We start from the raw sequence: 14,834 nt of genomic DNA, 5'->3' as shown, positions 1-14,834 counted from the left end.
GCCCCGCGCGCTGGCCACCTCAGCGCCTCTGGCATGTCACTTCGCCCGATTCTTCTCATCCTCCTCGCATGGCTTGGCAGCCTCGCGCCCGCCCTCGCCGCGTCGAACGGTCACGATCACCTTCCCGCTCACGCTGAAGAGTTGTTCCATATCGGACCCTTCATTGTGACGAACTCGATGCTGATGGTCTGGATCGTCGCCGGCTTCCTCATCTTCATGGCCCAGGCCGCAACGAAGAATCTCAAGCTCATCCCGAGCGGTCTTCAGAACTTCGTCGAGTGGCTCGTGGAAAGCCTCTACAACTTCCTTGAAGGCATTCTCGGCAAGCACCTCGTTCACCGCACGTTCTGGTTCTTCGGCACGATCTTCATTCTGATCCTTTTCAGCAACTGGGCCGGCCTGATCCCGGGCGTTGGCACCGTCGGTTGGGAACTCACCGGATCCGGCGTCGATCCCCACGACCGCTTCCGCCCGCTTCTTCGTGGTGGCAATGCCGACCTCAACATGACTGCCGCGATGGCGTTCACCTTCGCGATCCTCTGGTTCTACTGGGCGATCTCCGAAAACGGTCTCAAAGGTTTCCTCGCCCACATCTTCGCTCCGAAAGGAAAGTTCAGCGGCGTCATGGCGGTGTTCATGCTGGTCGTCTTCCTCTTCGTTGGTGTGCTTGAAGTGGTTTCGATCCTCTTCCGCCCGGTCGCCCTTTCCTTCCGTCTCTACGGTAACGTCTTCGCCGGTGAGAACATCCTTGAGAACATGATGTTCGTGGTCGGCGACAACAAGTGGCTCGCCTGGCTGCCACCCATTCCCTTCTACTTCCTCGAGCTGCTCGTGGGCCTGATCCAGGCGCTCGTCTTCATGCTCCTGACATCCGTCTTCCTCAAGCTGATCTGTGATCACGGTGATCACGACGACGAGGAGCACGCTCACTGAACCAATCTCCCGTTCTGACCATGGCAAAGACTGTGGGGGACGGCGAACCAAACAAAACAAGACATCATGATTACTCCTATCCTTGCCGAACTTACCGGTAACTTCCACGTTGCATTCGCAGCCATCGGCGCCGCTGTCGGCATCGGTCTCCTCGGTTCGAAGGCTGCTGAAGCTACCGGCCGCAACCCAGGTGCTGCTGGTAACATCCTGACCCTTTCGATCATTCTTGCAGCGCTTATCGAAGGTATCGTGTTCTTCGCGATCTTCCTCGCCAAGTAAGTCTTATCGGCGCGGGGATCCGAACGATTCCCGCGCCACCCCTTTCTTCTTTTTCCCAGATTTCTCCCTTACCCACTTTCTCGTCCGATGAGCCCGATTCTCGATCTTTTGGCCGTTACTCCTCCACCCGTTGAAGGTGATGGCGGTGTGGCAGGTGAAATCTTCCGCGCGTTCAAGATCGACTGGCCGTACTTCATCAGCCAGTGCATTTCCTTCCTGATCGTTGCCGCCCTTCTCAAGAAATTCGCCTTTGGTCCGATCCAGGGAATGCTTGAACAGCGCAAGAACCGCATTTCCGAAGGGGAAGAAAAGCTCAAGCGCATCGAGCGCCAGCTTGCCGAGTCCGAAGCGACCACCGCCGCTGCGATCGCCAAGGCCAACGAAGAAGCTCAGCGCCTGATCACGGAAGCCAAGGAAAGCGCCGCTGCGCTCTCCGAAGCGAAAGCACAGGAAGCGATCTCCACCGCCCAAGGCATCCTCGCCAAGGCTGAAGCCGCCGCGAAAGCCGAGCGCGCCCAGATCGCCGCCGAGCTCAAGCAGGAGTTTGGCCGCCTGGTGACCGCTACGACCGCCCAAGTCACCGGCAAGGTGCTGACGGCAGACGACCAGAGCCGCATCAACCAGGAAGCGCTCGCCAAGGTCGAAGGATAACTCCACCTCATTTTTCCAGCCCGCTGACCCACCATGAAGATCTCAAAAGTCGCCAACGCCACCGCACGCCGGATTTTCCGCATGTGCCAGACCGATGGTAAGCTCGACGAAGCGAATCTTCTCAAGTGCATCCGCAAGGTGGCTGCCGACAAGCCGCGTGACTATCGCGGCATCCTTTCCGCGCTGAAACGCCTCGTGCGCCTCGAACTCGAGCGCCGTCACGTGGTGGTCGAAAGCGCCACTGATCTCGACACCGCCTCACGCGAGCGGGTGTCGGCGGGACTTGCTACCAAATACGGCAGCGACCTGACCTACGAATTCCGCGTGAACCCCGAACTTCTCGGCGGACTCAAAGTGCGCGTCGGCAACGACGTCTTCGATGGATCCGTCAAAGGCCGTCTCGACCGCCTCACCCAAGCCTTTTAATCCCACCGATCAACCGATCAAGCACCACTCGTCACTGATATGAGCACCATCCTTCAGGAACTCGAAAAGGAGATCTCCAACGTCGCCACTTCGGTGGAAAAAACCAACGTCGGCATCGTCCGCGAAGTGGGTGACGGTGTCGCCAAGGTCGAAGGCCTTTCCGACGTCGCACTCAACGAAATGATCAGCTTCCCTGAGGGAGTGACTGGTCTCGCGATGAACCTTGAGGAAGGTGAAGTCGGTGTCGTGCTTCTCGGCGACTACGCCAAGGTGACCGAAGGCACTGAGTGTCAGGCGACCGGCACGCTTCTCTCGATTCCCGTCGGACGCAACGTTCTCGGCCGCGTGGTCAACGCCATCGGCGACCCGATCGATGGCAAAGGCCCGATCGAAGCTGCGGCTCGCTACCCGATGGAGAAGATCGCTCCAGGCATCATTAAGCGGAAATCCGTTTCGGTTCCCGTGCAGACAGGCATCATGTCGATCGATGCGATGATTCCAATCGGCCGTGGTCAGCGTGAGCTCATCATTGGTGACCGTGCGACCGGTAAGACGACGATCGCCGTCGACACCATCATTTCCCAGGCCAAGCAGAACAAGGCCGCCGAGCAGGGCAAGCTCCAGAACCACAAGCCGCTCTACTGCATCTACGTCGCCATCGGCCAGAAGCTCTCGAACGTCGCTCGTATTGAGAAGACCCTCGAGGAAGCCGGCGCCATGGAATACACGACGATCGTCTCCGCTTCCGCTTCGGACTCGGCGGCGATGCAGTTCCTTGCACCCTACGCTGGTTGCGCCATCGCCGAGTATCTCATGGATCAGGGCGAAGAGTGCCTCATCGTCTTCGATGACCTTTCCAAGCACGCCGTGGCTTACCGCCAGGTGTCCCTGATTCTCAAGCGCCCTTCCGGACGTGAAGCTTATCCGGGTGACGTCTTCTACCTCCACTCCCGCCTCCTTGAGCGTTCCGCACGTCTCTCCGAGCAAGCCGGTGGTGGATCGCTTACCGCGCTGCCGATCATTGAAACGCAGGCCGGCGACGTTTCGGCCTACATTCCAACCAACGTGATTTCCATCACCGACGGTCAGATCTACCTCGAAACCGACCTCTTCTACCAGGGTGTCCGCCCGGCGATTTCCGTCGGTCTCTCGGTCTCCCGTGTGGGATCCGCCGCGCAGACCAAGACGATCAAATCCGTCGCTGGAACGACCAAGCTCGACCTCGCCCAGTTCCGCGAACTTCAGGCATTCGCCCAGTTCGGTTCGGACCTCGATGCCGGCACCAAGGCCAAGCTCGATCGTGGTGCGCGGATCGTGGAACTCTTCAAGCAGAACCAGTACTCGCCGATCTCCATGGAGCTCGAGTGTATCTACCTCTTCGCCATGCAGAACGGTTTCTTCGATGATATCGCCATCGACCAGGTGAAGCCTTTCCAACTTGCGATGGGTGAGTTCTTCGAAACCCGCAAGACCGACCTCCTCGACAAGATCCGTAACGAAAAGCCGGACCTCAAGAAGAACACCGAAATGGTCGATATCGTGAAACAGGCGATCACTGACTTCAAGTCCTCCTGGAAGTAAGATATCCGACCTTTGAAATCGGATCATTGGGGAACAGCCCGTTTCTCGACCTCAATGATCCTCGTCTCCCAATCTCCCAATTTCCTAATCACTTAGCGACAGCATGGCTAACCTCCGCGACATCCGCCGACGCATCAAGTCGGTCAAGAACACCGCCCAAATCACGCGGGCGATGCAGCTTGTCGCTGCCGCCAAGATGAAGAAGGCGCAAGACCAGGCGGTTGCCGGTCGGGACTACGCCGACCTGCTCAACCAGGTGCTCGTCAACCTTAAGGAGAACGTCGACGAAGAGGCTCACCCGCTTCTCGAGAAGCGCGAAGAAGGCGGCAAGGAGCTCCTGCTCGTCGTCTCCACCGACAAGGGACTTTGCGGTGCGCTCAATACCAACCTTGGTAAGAAGATCCGCGCGGACAAGCCGCAAGCCGACATCGTTACCGTGGGCCGCAAGCTCCGCGTGCAACTCGGCAAGTCCGGCCGCGAAATGGTGGCCGACTTCGAAGTGAAGGACCCCGTTCCTTTTGGCGAAGCCCGTCCGGTGGCCAAGCTTCTGACCCAGCTCTTCCTCGAAGGGAAATACGACAAGGTCAGTATCGCCTTCACCAATTTCGTTTCGACCCTGACTCAGGAACCGACGATTCTCCAGCTGCTCCCGATCGATGCCAATTCGCTCGGCGAGAAACTGGACTACGAAGGGATCTCGAAGGATCAGGTCAAGGAGACGGATCACGCCGCCGCGCTTGCCAAGGATTACCTCTTCGAGCCCAGCGCTGAAGACGTGCTCGACACCCTTCTTCCCCTTTACGTCAACTTCCAGGTCTATCAGACCTTGGTTGAAAGCCGCGCCTCCGAGCACTCCGCACGGATGGTCGCCATGAAGGCCGCTACCGACAACGCCAAGAAGTTCATCAAGGAACTCACCCTTGAATACAACAAGCTTCGTCAGGCAGCCATTACCTCCGAACTCCTCGAAATCACGACGGCCATGAAGGCCATGGAGTGATCCGCCCTTTTTCAAGACCTGAAAACCGAACACTGACCACTAGCAACTCTCTCCGATGAATAACCAAGGAACCATCGTCCAGGTCATCGGCGCCGTGATCGACGCCGACTTCTCGAAAGCTGACAAGCTTCCCGAGATTTATAACGCCCTCGAAGTCACCTATAACCTGAACGGTGTCGACACCAAGCTCGTGCTCGAAGTGCAGCAGCACCTCGGCGACGGATGGGTGCGTGCCGTTTCGATGTCCACATCGGACGGTTTGAAGCGTGGTCTCCAACTGACCGACACCGGCAAGCCCATCGCTGTGCCCGTCGGCAAGCAGGTTCTCGGCCGTATCTTCAATGTTACGGGAGATCTCGTCGACGAAAACGTGCCGATCGCCGACGACAACCATCGTTCGCCGATTCACCGTCCAGCTCCTTTGCTTACCGACCAGTCGGCAAGTGAGGAAATCCTTCCGACCGGGATCAAGGTCATCGACCTGATCTGCCCACTCGTCAAAGGTGGTAAGGGTGGTCTCTTCGGTGGTGCGGGTGTTGGTAAGACCGTGGTCATCATGGAGCTCATCAACAACATCGCACTCGCCCACGGTGGTTTCTCCGTGTTCGCCGGTGTGGGTGAGCGGACCCGTGAAGGTAACGACCTCTACTGGGAAATGATCGAGTCCGGCGTTATCGCCACTGAAAAGGACGAGAAGGGCCATCCGAAGCTCGATGAGAAAGGCAACCCCGTTCTCGCCGAAGGATCAAAGGTCGCCCTTTGCTACGGCCAGATGAACGAGCCTCCGGGCGCCCGTCTTCGGGTCGCGCTCTCCGCGCTGACCATGGCCGAATACTTCCGTGATGAAGAAGGCCAGGACGTGCTTCTCTTCGTCGACAACATCTTCCGTTTCTCGCAGGCCGGTTCCGAGGTGTCCGCACTTCTCGGTCGGACGCCATCCGCGGTGGGTTACCAGCCGACGCTTTCCGAAGAAATGGCCTCCCTCCAGGAGCGGATCACCTCGACCAACAAGGGATCGATCACCTCGATTCAGGCCGTTTACGTGCCTGCGGATGACCTTACCGACCCCGCTCCCGCCAACACCTTCGCTCACCTTGACGCGACGGTGGTGCTCGAGCGTTCGCTCGCTGAGCAGGCTCTCTTCCCAGCGGTTGACCCCCTTGCGTCGACCTCGAAGGCACTTGCCCCGGAAGTCGTCGGCGAAGAACACTACCGCGTCGCCCGTGGCGTGCAGATGGTGCTTCAGCGCTACAAGGATCTTCAGGACATCATCGCCATTCTCGGCATGGACGAGCTTTCCGATGAGGACAAGCTCACCGTGTTCCGTGCTCGTAAGCTTCAGCGTTTCCTCACCCAGCCGTTCTTCGTGGCGGAAATCTTCACCAACGTTCCGGGCGCGCTCGTTTCGATGGAAGACACCGTCAAGGGCTTCGGTGAGATTCTCGACGGCAAGTGGGACGACGTTCCGGAAGGTAACTTCTACATGAGGTCCGGGATCGACAGCGTTTCCCGCGATTGATCGGTTTTCAGCGTATCAGTTTTTTGAGTTTCAGCATTTCCCATGTCACTCCATCTCGCAATCGTCACTCCCGAGAAGCAGATCTTCTCGGACACCGTTGGCAACGTCTACCTTCCTGGTGCTGATGGAGAACTGGGTGTCCTCGGTGGTCACGTTGCCCTAGTCACGGCGCTTGCTCCCGGGGAGCTGCGTTATGAAAAGGACGGCCAGATCGTAAGCCTCGCCATCGGCAGTGGTTTCGCGGAAGTCACTCAGGAAAAGGTCAACATCCTCACCGACCTCGCGCTTGGTGAAGACCAGATCGACGAATCGAAAGTGGAAGAAGCCATGCAGCGTGCCGAAACGCAGCTGAAGAATTTGGGCAACAACCGCGATGCCGATGAGGTGGCCCACCTCCAGGCAGTGATCGCCAAGTCGATGGCTCAGCTGACACTGAAGCGCCGTAACAAGCGTTAATCTTCCTCACTAACTTTCCAACCCGCGTTCCCGAAAGGGATCGCGGGTTTTTTTATGGGCGCCGAGCGCGTCGCTCCTCCAGATCCCACGCCGTCATCCACTCTTCCCCTGACTTCACCCAGCCATCTTCTAACAGCCGCTCTTGCATGTCCGGGAAATGGGCGGCGCCGTAGAAGATTCCGAGCTCCTCTTTTCCGGCCGCAATCTGCTCATTGAGCACGGCGAGGCACTTCTGGTTGCGGTCGGTCACGATCACATTCTCGCCGGCCAGCGCGGCGATCTGGTCATCTCCTGCGCCGAGCGAATGCACGAGCTGAAGTTTGAGCAAGCGCTTGTCCCGCTTCACCAGGGCCTTGATCAGTCCGTAAGTCGTCGGTTCCCTGACCTTCACCTTTGACCGGAACCCCGTTTTGAAAGCAAAACCAATGATCGATTCGCCACGCTCGGCCTGAAGCTCGCGGAACTCGGCCTGCGTCAGGTCCGCATGAACGAAGTTCGGCCTGGTGTAGTCGATCTCGCTCATCTGATAGCGGAGATCCAACCACCTGGCCGCCTTCTGATAGATTCGTCCGAGACCATCGAGGGCTTTGGACTGATCGTCATCCTCCAGTGGCAAATCATCGATTTCTCCCTGATCAAATTCGCTCTCGTCCTCATCAAACCCGTCGGGGTGATCATATCTGAAGGGTTTTGGCACGGCCTGCCCGATGCCTTCGTAAAGCAGCGCGACGTAACGCTCAAATCGCTTCTCCAGCGCTTTGAAATAGCTGGCATCGGCCAGGTGGATGGCTCCGATCAGCTCGACGCTCACGCCATTTTTCTCAAACCGCGTGACGGCTGTCTCGAGCCGGGTGGCATGGCCCTCCTCGGTCACGCGGATGAAATCCACCGACTTCTCCCCTTTCAGCTCCTCCGCGTGGGTCGACGGGAGAAAGCAGGCAGTGAGCAGAGGAAGCAGTCGTTTCATGGTCTGGATTCCCGGAGCCTACCCCATCTTCGGCATGACGAAACGGGAAATTCATCCGCACATCGAGCCGTTGCCGGTTTGGAGAATTTCGTGTATCTCATCGGCAGATGACCGACCACGCACTGCTGCGATACTGCCCTGACCTGCTTGCCTACACGCGACGCCAGACCCGTGAGGTCATGGTCGGAGACGTCGGAATCGGCGGATCAAACCCGATTCGAATCCAGTCGATGATCACTTCCGACACCCGCGACACCCCAGCCTGCGTCAAGGAGGTCCTCGCGCTGGCGGAGGCTGGTTGTGAAATCGTGCGCATCACCGCCCAGACGAAAATCTACGCCGCGAACCTGGAAAACATCGCCCGCGAGGTCCGCGCCGCCGGCTGCCATGTGCCACTGGTCGCCGACATCCATTTCAAACCGGATGCCGCCCTCGAAGCTGCCAAATGGGTGGAGAAAGTCCGCGTGAACCCCGGCAATTACGTCGACAAAAAGAAGTTCGAAGTCCGCGAGTACACCGACGACCAGTATGCTGACGAGCTTGAGCGCATTCGCGAGCAGTTCGTGCCACTTGTGCAGCTCTGCAAGGAGCTAGGCCGGGCAATGCGCATCGGCACCAATCACGGATCGCTCTCCGACCGCATCATGAACCGCTACGGCGACACGCCGCTCGGCATGTGTGAAAGCGCGCTCGAGTTTGCCCGTCTCGCGCGCGAGCACGATTACCACAACTTCGTCTTCTCGATGAAGGCTTCGAACCCGAAGGTCATGATCGAGGCCTACCGCCTGCTCGTTGCCCGCCTCGATCAGGAAGGCGAGGATTGGAACTACCCGATCCACCTCGGCGTCACCGAGGCCGGAGACGGCGAAGACGGTCGCATCAAGAGTGCCATTGGCATCGGTTCCCTGTTAGGCGATGGCATCGGTGACACCATCCGTGTCTCTCTAACAGAGGATGCGATCCATGAGATTCCCGTGGCGAAGGCCCTGGCCGCCCCCTTCCAGAGCAAGGACGACGAAATTTCCCCGGCTTCACTCGTGCCGACCTACGATCCCTTCAGCTACGAGAGACGTAGTAGCGAGACCATCGAAGCGATGGGTCACCAGCTCGGTGGCGAGCAGCCGATCCGCGTGTTCACTTCCCAGGAAAAGTGGAATGCCGTGGCCCACAAGATCGAGAAGATGGGCGACTTCAAGCCGGAGATCGTGCTCGAGAGATCAGGCGTTATCGAAGTCGACCCGCGTGATCCGGCGGCTATTTCCGAAATCAACCAACTCACCGAAGCCCGCTTGGTTACTGTGAAGAATGGTCTCGATATTCCCGTGGTTCCGGCTTTCCGCATGCTGGCCTTCCAGATCGATTCCCGTCACCCGATCCTGCTGAAGGACACCCTGGACCCCGCCAGTGGAGAGGTAGATTTCCAGGAAGCGCTGCTGGTTGGAGCGCGGCGCATTGGCGCACTCATCTGCGATGGCGTCGGCGATGCGATCATGGTTCAGGGCGAGTCCGCACCGGGCCAGTCCCTGCGACTTTCCTACAACATTCTCCAGGCCGCCGGGGCGCGGATCTTCAAGACCGACTACGTCGCCTGCCCGAGTTGCGGACGCACGCTTTTCAATCTTCAGTCGACCACTCAGAAGATCCGCGAAGCCACCGGTCATCTCAAGGGAGTGCGCATCGCGGTGATGGGCTGCATCGTCAATGGTCCGGGAGAAATGGCCGACGCCGACTTTGGTTACGTCGGAGGTGCTCCGGGAAAGATCAACCTCTACGTCGGCAAGCAGGCGGTGAAGTTCAACATTCCGCAGGACGAAGCCGTCGAACGCCTGATCGACCTGATCCGCGAGCATGGCAAGTGGATCGATGCGCCCGTAGGAGAACCCGCTGAAGTCTGAACCATGTCTGATACCCAATCCGCCACCCTCGAAGCCACGTCGCTCGACGTGCCTTGGAATGTGGTGGTGCATGATGACCCGGTGAATCTGATGGATTACGTGACCTGGGTTTTCGTCAAGGTCTTCGGATACTCCCAAATCCGTGCAACCAAGCTGATGATGGAAGTTCATCAGGCGGGCAGGTCGATTGTCTGGACGGGTGCGAAGGAGAGGGCCGAACTCTACACCCAGCAGCTTCAGGGCTATCAATTGAAGACCTCGATGGAGAGGAGCAGCGAGTAGCAAAATGAAGGCCGCACCCACGCTTGACGGTAGAATCCGCATCGATATCGAGTCCAAGCTGGACCGCATGGTCATGCAGTCGATTTCCCATGATGCGCGGGCGGTCGACGGAGATTTGGCCGAACGGCTTGGCGACTATCTGGGCGACGAAGCCTCGACGTGCGATTGGGAGGAGTTCGTGCTGCCGGATCTGAAGCAGGGCTTCAATGAGCAGCTCGATTACATCGAGCAGGTGCTGGTCGGCCTTGATGCCGAGACTCCCGGGACGATCTTCATCGTTAAGGAGGATGCGGAAACCTGGTATGGTGCCCTGAATCAGGCGCGGCTCGCCCTTGAGGACCGCTATCATTTCGATGGCGAGAATCCCGATAGGATGTCGCCGGGAAGGCGCACGGCCTGGTTTCGCAACCAGTTCTATCAGCTGCTACAAAGCATGCTGCTGGAGTGCCTCATGCGGGACTGAGCGTCGAGAAGCGCTGCATCACCCGGTCGATATCAAGATCCATCTGGCAGCGCAGGTCGATCGGGCACTTGCGAAGGAAGCAGGGCGAGCATTCGACCTTCCTGCGAATGATCAGATGCTGCTTTCCGAGTGGCCGGCTCAGCTCGGGGTCGGCCGGCCCGTAAAGTACGGCACACGTCGTACCAAAGGCCGCGGCGATGTGCGGAAGCGATCCATCGGCGGCGAGAATACGCTCGTGGCTGGCGAAACTTCGTGGATCGGCGAGATCGAGCGCGATGGTTTCGCAACCGCTCTGAGTGGCGATCTCCTGAGCGGCGCCGCTACTTCCGAGAATGCCGATGATGGGTCGGCTCCCCTGCCCTTTCAGCCGCTGAATAAGCTCGATCCAGCGATCGCGGGGCCATTCGTAAATGGCGGGATAATCCGATTCGGGGACCACCAGCAGCGAGGCGTTGCCCTTCTCACAGGGGATGGGTGCGAAGTGCTCCGACTTCATGGGTTGGGCATCGAGCAGCTTGGCGATCTCAAGAAAGCGCGTGACCTCGTGCTCCGTCGGGCCGGGCTTCACCTTGCGCTCCAGGGTGTTTGTCAGGCGCTTGGCGAGCTTGGCAGACGGCAGTCCCATCCGTTCCCTGACGCCTGCCTTGGCGCAGGCGTCGGCGGCCGGCCCGGCTTCCCACAACAGCGCCCGCGGAGAGTGATTGATCAAAGATGCGATGGCTCGGGCCGAGGCACCGGCGGGATAGCAGGTCAGGGCATCGAAACCCGCCGCCTCCCAGAACTTTCGCTGAGCTTCCGGACACAGGATGCTGATCGGATTGCCCGCAGCTGCAAGCGATCTAACAGCTGGGAGCGAGAAGCAGGCATCCTTCCAAAGGAGAGGCGCTGCAATGAGCAGGGGCTCGGCGTTTGCCACGCTGGAAGAGGAATCAGGCACGCTCATAGACTAGTCCCTTCCAGGAAGGCCCGGCAAGTCGGCATCGACGAATGTCAGCTTCGGAAATCGCTCGGGTTGATGAAAGTCGGGAATTTCACCTCCCAGCTCGCTCGCTGTTAGAAAGCGCTGATTCGGTGAGTTGAGGATGAAGCAGACGTTGGCGCGGGTGCTCTCTCCGAAGTCGATGCGGGCACGAAGCAGGTCCAGCGGGATTGACATCGCGGCGACCCATCCGCCGCCTGGATCAAGCTCGGCATGGGTGGTGACTTCAGGAATCGCCTCCCCATCCGCCGATGCCCGCTGACGGGGACCGGCGAAATCGCAGCTCCACCAGCTGGCATTGGGCGCGAGATTGATCTCGAGGTAGCGCCCGCTCCCCGGATCGGCGAGGAAGAGCTCGGCGACATCGTACGTCCAGAGCTCGGGCAGAAATTTTCCGGGCCGGGATTCGGGATGGAGCTTGGCGGGCTTCCCGTGAGAGGCGATGAACCAGAGTCGCTCCTCGTCGGTGGCGAGACTCCAGGCTGCCGGGGAGTCGATGGCCTTTTTCTCCCAGTCGGTGGAGATTCCCAGGAGCGGAAGATCGAGCGCTCCCCATTCAAGGGGCTGTTTGGATCGGAAAAGGTGCATCGCGGCAGGGAAATAGCCGCTCCTCGGCGGAGGGTCTAGCATTGGGTTTCCCGATGGCTGGACCTTGCAAAGCTGAAGTCTTCCATTGCCTTCGTTAACCGGAAGTGTTTCTATGGTTCCCAGCAAGACATGCCACGTCGCTCATCCAATCGCCTCGACACCATCGAATACATCGGACCGCGTCCGGTGAAGCCACAGAAGCGGCCGAATTTCCTCGGCGGGTGGGTGGTTTTGTTGATTGCAGCGGGCGCCGCTTACTTTTTCGGAAAAGATATCTGGGTCGCTCAGGCTCAGCAGGTTACGCCGACATCTGAACGCGCGGTTGCGCTGATTTCAGAGCTCCAGCCGTCCGCAAATCCGGGCGAGCGCCTTGCCGCTGCGGCGCTTCAGCGGGCTCAGGCACAGGTCAGCTACGAGGACGCCTACTACGCGATTCCCTACCCGAATGGCGACATTCCTTTGGACAAGGGCCGGGCGGAAGACCTGCTGGTTCGTTCCTACCGCGCCGCTCTCGGCATCGACCTCCAGACATTGGTCCACGAGGACATGTCGGAGCACTTTTCCGAGTACCCGCAGATTTTCAGCCGCAAGACAGCCGACGCGAACATCGATCACCGTCTGACGCCGAATTTGCAGCGTTTCTTCCGCCGGATGGGGGCTGAAATTTCCGTCGCGGATGACTCGGGCCAGGAATTGCCGAGTCGCGTCGCCGCCGACTATCTCCCGGGTGATGTGGTCGCATGGCGTCTTCCCGGTGGGCGTAGCCACATTGGCATCATCGTTCCAGGTCCTGGCGACCGGCGTGCCGAACCATGGGTGGTTCACAATCGCGATGCGGGTCCGGTCTGGGAGAACTGCTTGTTTGATTCCAAGATCACCGGGCATTACCGCTTTTTCGGCAAGAAGGCTGAGAAAGCAAAGCCGCAGAGCTGAAGAAATCCGGCCTTTCCGGCCGCGGTTCAACACTTGGTTGGCGATAGGTTGCGGATCGGGCCATTGCAGGTCGAAGTGACTCTGCGCTGATTCGCAGGATCGCGGACGGTGGTTTTATCCCGCCGAGACGTCCTCCGGATACAGCTTGATCCGGGGGAATCGGATCGATTTTGCCCCCTCGCGGTTTTCTTGGAGAGCATCATCTTGGGATCATCTTCCAGTGGCAGCCTGGCTTGTCCGAAACGTCCGAACTCATGGCATCCTTCCTTGCTTCCCGCATTCTTTCCCCGCTAATCCTCTCCACACTGACTTCGTTGGCGTGTCGAGCCGACATGGAGCCCTCTCGCTGGCGAATGGAAAACCTCTCGGGAAAATGGTACTGTGCCGGGTTCGAGAACTCGCTCGATCTGAGCGGGATCGCCGCGGCAAATCGGGAGCATTGCCTGATTGGCAGCGACGAATCGTTCTATGTTCAACCCGGGGTGATCGACTACGGGAAGCAAAGAATCGAATCACGTCGTCCGATTGCGCTGCCGATCGTCAGCGGCGACAGGGAAAAGGCCGAAATCGATATCGAGGGTGTCTGCTATTCGCCTGAAAGTCAGGCCTACTTCGTCGTCGGATCCCACGGGGTCAGCAAAAAAAAGGGGGACGTCGATCCCGAGCGACATGCGGTGCATCGTCTGGGAGTCGACTCCCAAAGTAAAGAAGTGAAACCCGGTGAAATCCGTCGCTCAAGTTTGCTGCCATGGCTGCAGACCACGCCGCAACTCGCCGCTCACCTCAACCAACCGTTGCAACAGAACGGCCTGAATATCGAAGGGCTCACCTGCGTGGGCGAGACGCTCTACTTCGGTCTGCGCTCGCCTAACAAGAATGGTCGGGCGTTCGTGATTGAGCTGGAGGCATCCGAGCTCTTCGACGGGACACCCCGCGAACTCAAGGTTCACGGCATTGATCTTGGCAAGGCTCGTGGCATTCGCGAGTTGGTGGCGGTCAAGGGCGGATTCGTGATTGTGACGGGAAATGCAAGCGCGGAAGCGACCAAGAAATTTCCCGAAACTCTGGCACCGGGCCCCGATCAACAATTCGATCTGCTGTTCTGGGATGGCCTGAATCCCACGCCCGAGATGATCGGCACCCTTCCTGAAAACCCGGGAAAGGCTGAAGGGCTCCTCGTTCTTGACGACGCGGACGCCCATATTGACCTGCTGGTCCTCTACGACAGCCTTCCGGGTGGCATGCCGGTTTCTGTTAGATTGCATCGATAGGTGAAAAAATCATTCCGCCCGTCATCTTATCATCATCATGGCATGGCAAGGTTTCCACGTATGAAAAACAAGCCTATCAAACAATCACTCGTCGTTCTCACGCTCGCCACCGGATTGGGAGCAGGGACTCTGGGAGCCCGGGAAGTGAAGATCGATGATTGTCCGACCGCGGTGCAAGCCACCATCCGGCAGAACTCCGGCGAGGGAAAGATTGATGAAATCGACTTCCTCTCCCTGGAAGGCAAGGAGATCTACATCGCCGAAGTCGAACTGCCGGGTGACAAGGATCTGAAGGTCTATGTATCGGGTGACGGAAACCTCCTGAAAACCCGCGAGGATGTCGCTCTCAAGGAGGTACCTGAGGCGGTCCGCACGGCGATTTCCGGACTCGAAGGATCAGTCGACGACATCGATCGTGAGACCGCCGGAAAGACCGTGACCTACGAAGTGGAACTCGATCGCCACGGCAAGCCGGACCTTGAAGTGACCCTATCGGCAGATGGCCGGGTTCTCAGCCAGAAGGAGGAAGTGGAGGACTGATCCATTGCGGGTCGGACGATGATGCGGCCGGAGTTCGACAGACTCCGGCCGCCTTGTTATGACTTTCCTGC

The 14,834-nt window shown here is 58.9% G+C and carries 17 protein-coding genes; 14 read left to right on the top strand and 3 right to left on the bottom strand.

Annotation, left to right across the window (positions count from 1 at the left end; translation table 11 throughout):
• The first annotated feature begins 33 nt into the window (after window positions 1-33).
• The 8 genes from atpB to atpC all read left to right on the top strand — a co-directional run bounded on the left by atpB (window position 34) and on the right by atpC (window position 6,845).
• Complete coding sequence (gene atpB / locus ACFQY0_RS09340) at window positions 34-933, top strand: F0F1 ATP synthase subunit A (RefSeq protein ID WP_379711598.1); 900 nt, start codon at window positions 34-36, stop codon at window positions 931-933.
• 66 nt (window positions 934-999) lie between these two features.
• The gene (locus tag ACFQY0_RS09335) at window positions 1,000-1,212 is read left to right on the top strand and encodes an ATP synthase F0 subunit C (RefSeq protein WP_379711597.1); all 213 of its coding nucleotides are present in this window, start codon (window positions 1,000-1,002) and stop codon (window positions 1,210-1,212) included.
• A gap of 87 nt (window positions 1,213-1,299) precedes the next feature.
• Complete coding sequence (locus ACFQY0_RS09330; RefSeq protein ID WP_379711596.1) at window positions 1,300-1,863, top strand: F0F1 ATP synthase subunit B family protein; 564 nt, start codon at window positions 1,300-1,302, stop codon at window positions 1,861-1,863.
• Window positions 1,864-1,896: 33 nt separating this feature from the next.
• Window positions 1,897-2,289: a F0F1 ATP synthase subunit delta gene (locus ACFQY0_RS09325; RefSeq protein ID WP_379711594.1), complete on the top strand. Its 393-nt coding sequence runs from the start codon at window positions 1,897-1,899 to the stop codon at window positions 2,287-2,289.
• A 39-nt stretch (window positions 2,290-2,328) separates the two neighbouring features.
• A complete protein-coding gene (gene atpA, locus ACFQY0_RS09320) occupies window positions 2,329-3,870 on the top strand; it encodes a F0F1 ATP synthase subunit alpha (RefSeq protein WP_379711592.1) in 1,542 nt (513 codons plus the stop codon).
• Between the two features lie 103 nt (window positions 3,871-3,973).
• The gene (gene atpG, locus ACFQY0_RS09315; protein ID WP_379711591.1) at window positions 3,974-4,870 is read left to right on the top strand and encodes an ATP synthase F1 subunit gamma; all 897 of its coding nucleotides are present in this window, start codon (window positions 3,974-3,976) and stop codon (window positions 4,868-4,870) included.
• 55 nt (window positions 4,871-4,925) lie between these two features.
• Complete coding sequence (atpD, locus tag ACFQY0_RS09310) at window positions 4,926-6,389, top strand: F0F1 ATP synthase subunit beta (protein ID WP_379711590.1); 1,464 nt, start codon at window positions 4,926-4,928, stop codon at window positions 6,387-6,389.
• 42 nt (window positions 6,390-6,431) lie between these two features.
• A complete protein-coding gene (gene atpC, locus ACFQY0_RS09305) occupies window positions 6,432-6,845 on the top strand; it encodes an ATP synthase F1 subunit epsilon (RefSeq protein WP_379711588.1) in 414 nt (137 codons plus the stop codon).
• A gap of 52 nt (window positions 6,846-6,897) precedes the next feature.
• Here atpC and ACFQY0_RS09300 read toward each other — a convergent pair whose 3' ends face one another.
• Window positions 6,898-7,812: a hypothetical protein gene (locus ACFQY0_RS09300; RefSeq protein WP_379711586.1), complete on the bottom strand. Its 915-nt coding sequence runs from the start codon at window positions 7,810-7,812 to the stop codon at window positions 6,898-6,900.
• Window positions 7,813-7,919: 107 nt separating this feature from the next.
• On the opposite strand from ACFQY0_RS09300, the gene ispG reads away from it, so the two are divergent.
• Genes ispG through ACFQY0_RS09285 form a run of 3 tightly spaced genes read left to right on the top strand, consistent with a single transcriptional unit; the run spans window position 7,920 to window position 10,452 of the window.
• Window positions 7,920-9,707, top strand: a complete 1,788-nt coding sequence (ispG, locus tag ACFQY0_RS09295; RefSeq protein WP_379711584.1) for a (E)-4-hydroxy-3-methylbut-2-enyl-diphosphate synthase — start codon at window positions 7,920-7,922, stop codon at window positions 9,705-9,707.
• 3 nt (window positions 9,708-9,710) lie between these two features.
• Entirely contained in the window at window positions 9,711-9,989 is a 279-nt protein-coding gene (gene clpS, locus ACFQY0_RS09290; RefSeq protein ID WP_379711582.1) for an ATP-dependent Clp protease adapter ClpS, read from the top strand.
• 4 nt (window positions 9,990-9,993) lie between these two features.
• A complete protein-coding gene (locus tag ACFQY0_RS09285) occupies window positions 9,994-10,452 on the top strand; it encodes a DUF2017 family protein (RefSeq protein ID WP_379711580.1) in 459 nt (152 codons plus the stop codon).
• Here the strand turns inward: ACFQY0_RS09285 and ACFQY0_RS09280 are convergent.
• Together ACFQY0_RS09280 and ACFQY0_RS09275 are read right to left on the bottom strand one after the other, a co-directional pair.
• Entirely contained in the window at window positions 10,439-11,389 is a 951-nt protein-coding gene (locus ACFQY0_RS09280) for a glycosyltransferase family 9 protein (protein WP_379711578.1), read from the bottom strand. The two genes, ACFQY0_RS09285 and ACFQY0_RS09280, sit on opposite strands and share 14 nt — an antisense overlap.
• Before the next feature lie 9 nt (window positions 11,390-11,398).
• Window positions 11,399-12,019, bottom strand: coding sequence for a DOMON domain-containing protein (locus ACFQY0_RS09275; RefSeq protein ID WP_379711577.1), 621 nt, complete (start codon window positions 12,017-12,019; stop codon window positions 11,399-11,401).
• Window positions 12,020-12,148: 129 nt separating this feature from the next.
• On the opposite strand from ACFQY0_RS09275, the gene ACFQY0_RS09270 reads away from it, so the two are divergent.
• The 3 genes from ACFQY0_RS09270 (at window position 12,149) to ACFQY0_RS09260 (ending at window position 14,763) form a co-directional block, all read left to right on the top strand.
• Complete coding sequence (locus tag ACFQY0_RS09270; protein WP_379711575.1) at window positions 12,149-12,952, top strand: DUF1287 domain-containing protein; 804 nt, start codon at window positions 12,149-12,151, stop codon at window positions 12,950-12,952.
• 254 nt (window positions 12,953-13,206) lie between these two features.
• On the top strand, window positions 13,207-14,223 hold the full coding sequence (locus ACFQY0_RS09265) for a DUF6910 family protein (RefSeq protein ID WP_379711573.1): 1,017 nt from the start codon (window positions 13,207-13,209) through the stop codon (window positions 14,221-14,223).
• Window positions 14,224-14,283: 60 nt separating this feature from the next.
• Window positions 14,284-14,763 carry a hypothetical protein gene (locus ACFQY0_RS09260; RefSeq protein ID WP_379711571.1) on the top strand — a complete coding sequence of 160 codons (480 nt, stop codon included), beginning with the start codon at window positions 14,284-14,286 and terminating at the stop codon, window positions 14,761-14,763.
• Window positions 14,764-14,834: the final 71 nt, after the last annotated feature.

It is taken from the genome of Haloferula chungangensis (assembly GCF_042664875.1).
In the GTDB taxonomy this organism is placed as follows: domain Bacteria; phylum Verrucomicrobiota; class Verrucomicrobiia; order Verrucomicrobiales; family Akkermansiaceae; genus Haloferula; species Haloferula chungangensis.
Note: the sequence above shows the minus strand (reverse complement) of the source record. Positions and strands in the feature narration are given on the sequence as shown.

Coding starts and splice junctions, on each gene's coding strand:
- atpB (WP_379711598.1), top strand. CDS start 34: ATGTCACTTCGCCCGATTCTTCTCATCCTCCTCGCATGGCTTGGCAGC.
- ACFQY0_RS09335 (WP_379711597.1), top strand. CDS start 1,000: ATGATTACTCCTATCCTTGCCGAACTTACCGGTAACTTCCACGTTGCA.
- ACFQY0_RS09330 (WP_379711596.1), top strand. CDS start 1,300: ATGAGCCCGATTCTCGATCTTTTGGCCGTTACTCCTCCACCCGTTGAA.
- ACFQY0_RS09325 (WP_379711594.1), top strand. CDS start 1,897: ATGAAGATCTCAAAAGTCGCCAACGCCACCGCACGCCGGATTTTCCGC.
- atpA (WP_379711592.1), top strand. CDS start 2,329: ATGAGCACCATCCTTCAGGAACTCGAAAAGGAGATCTCCAACGTCGCC.
- atpG (WP_379711591.1), top strand. CDS start 3,974: ATGGCTAACCTCCGCGACATCCGCCGACGCATCAAGTCGGTCAAGAAC.
- atpD (WP_379711590.1), top strand. CDS start 4,926: ATGAATAACCAAGGAACCATCGTCCAGGTCATCGGCGCCGTGATCGAC.
- atpC (WP_379711588.1), top strand. CDS start 6,432: ATGTCACTCCATCTCGCAATCGTCACTCCCGAGAAGCAGATCTTCTCG.
- ACFQY0_RS09300 (WP_379711586.1), bottom strand. CDS start 7,812: ATGAAACGACTGCTTCCTCTGCTCACTGCCTGCTTTCTCCCGTCGACC.
- ispG (WP_379711584.1), top strand. CDS start 7,920: ATGACCGACCACGCACTGCTGCGATACTGCCCTGACCTGCTTGCCTAC.
- clpS (WP_379711582.1), top strand. CDS start 9,711: ATGTCTGATACCCAATCCGCCACCCTCGAAGCCACGTCGCTCGACGTG.
- ACFQY0_RS09285 (WP_379711580.1), top strand. CDS start 9,994: ATGAAGGCCGCACCCACGCTTGACGGTAGAATCCGCATCGATATCGAG.
- ACFQY0_RS09275 (WP_379711577.1), bottom strand. CDS start 12,019: ATGCACCTTTTCCGATCCAAACAGCCCCTTGAATGGGGAGCGCTCGAT.
- ACFQY0_RS09270 (WP_379711575.1), top strand. CDS start 12,149: ATGCCACGTCGCTCATCCAATCGCCTCGACACCATCGAATACATCGGA.
- ACFQY0_RS09265 (WP_379711573.1), top strand. CDS start 13,207: ATGGCATCCTTCCTTGCTTCCCGCATTCTTTCCCCGCTAATCCTCTCC.
- ACFQY0_RS09260 (WP_379711571.1), top strand. CDS start 14,284: ATGAAAAACAAGCCTATCAAACAATCACTCGTCGTTCTCACGCTCGCC.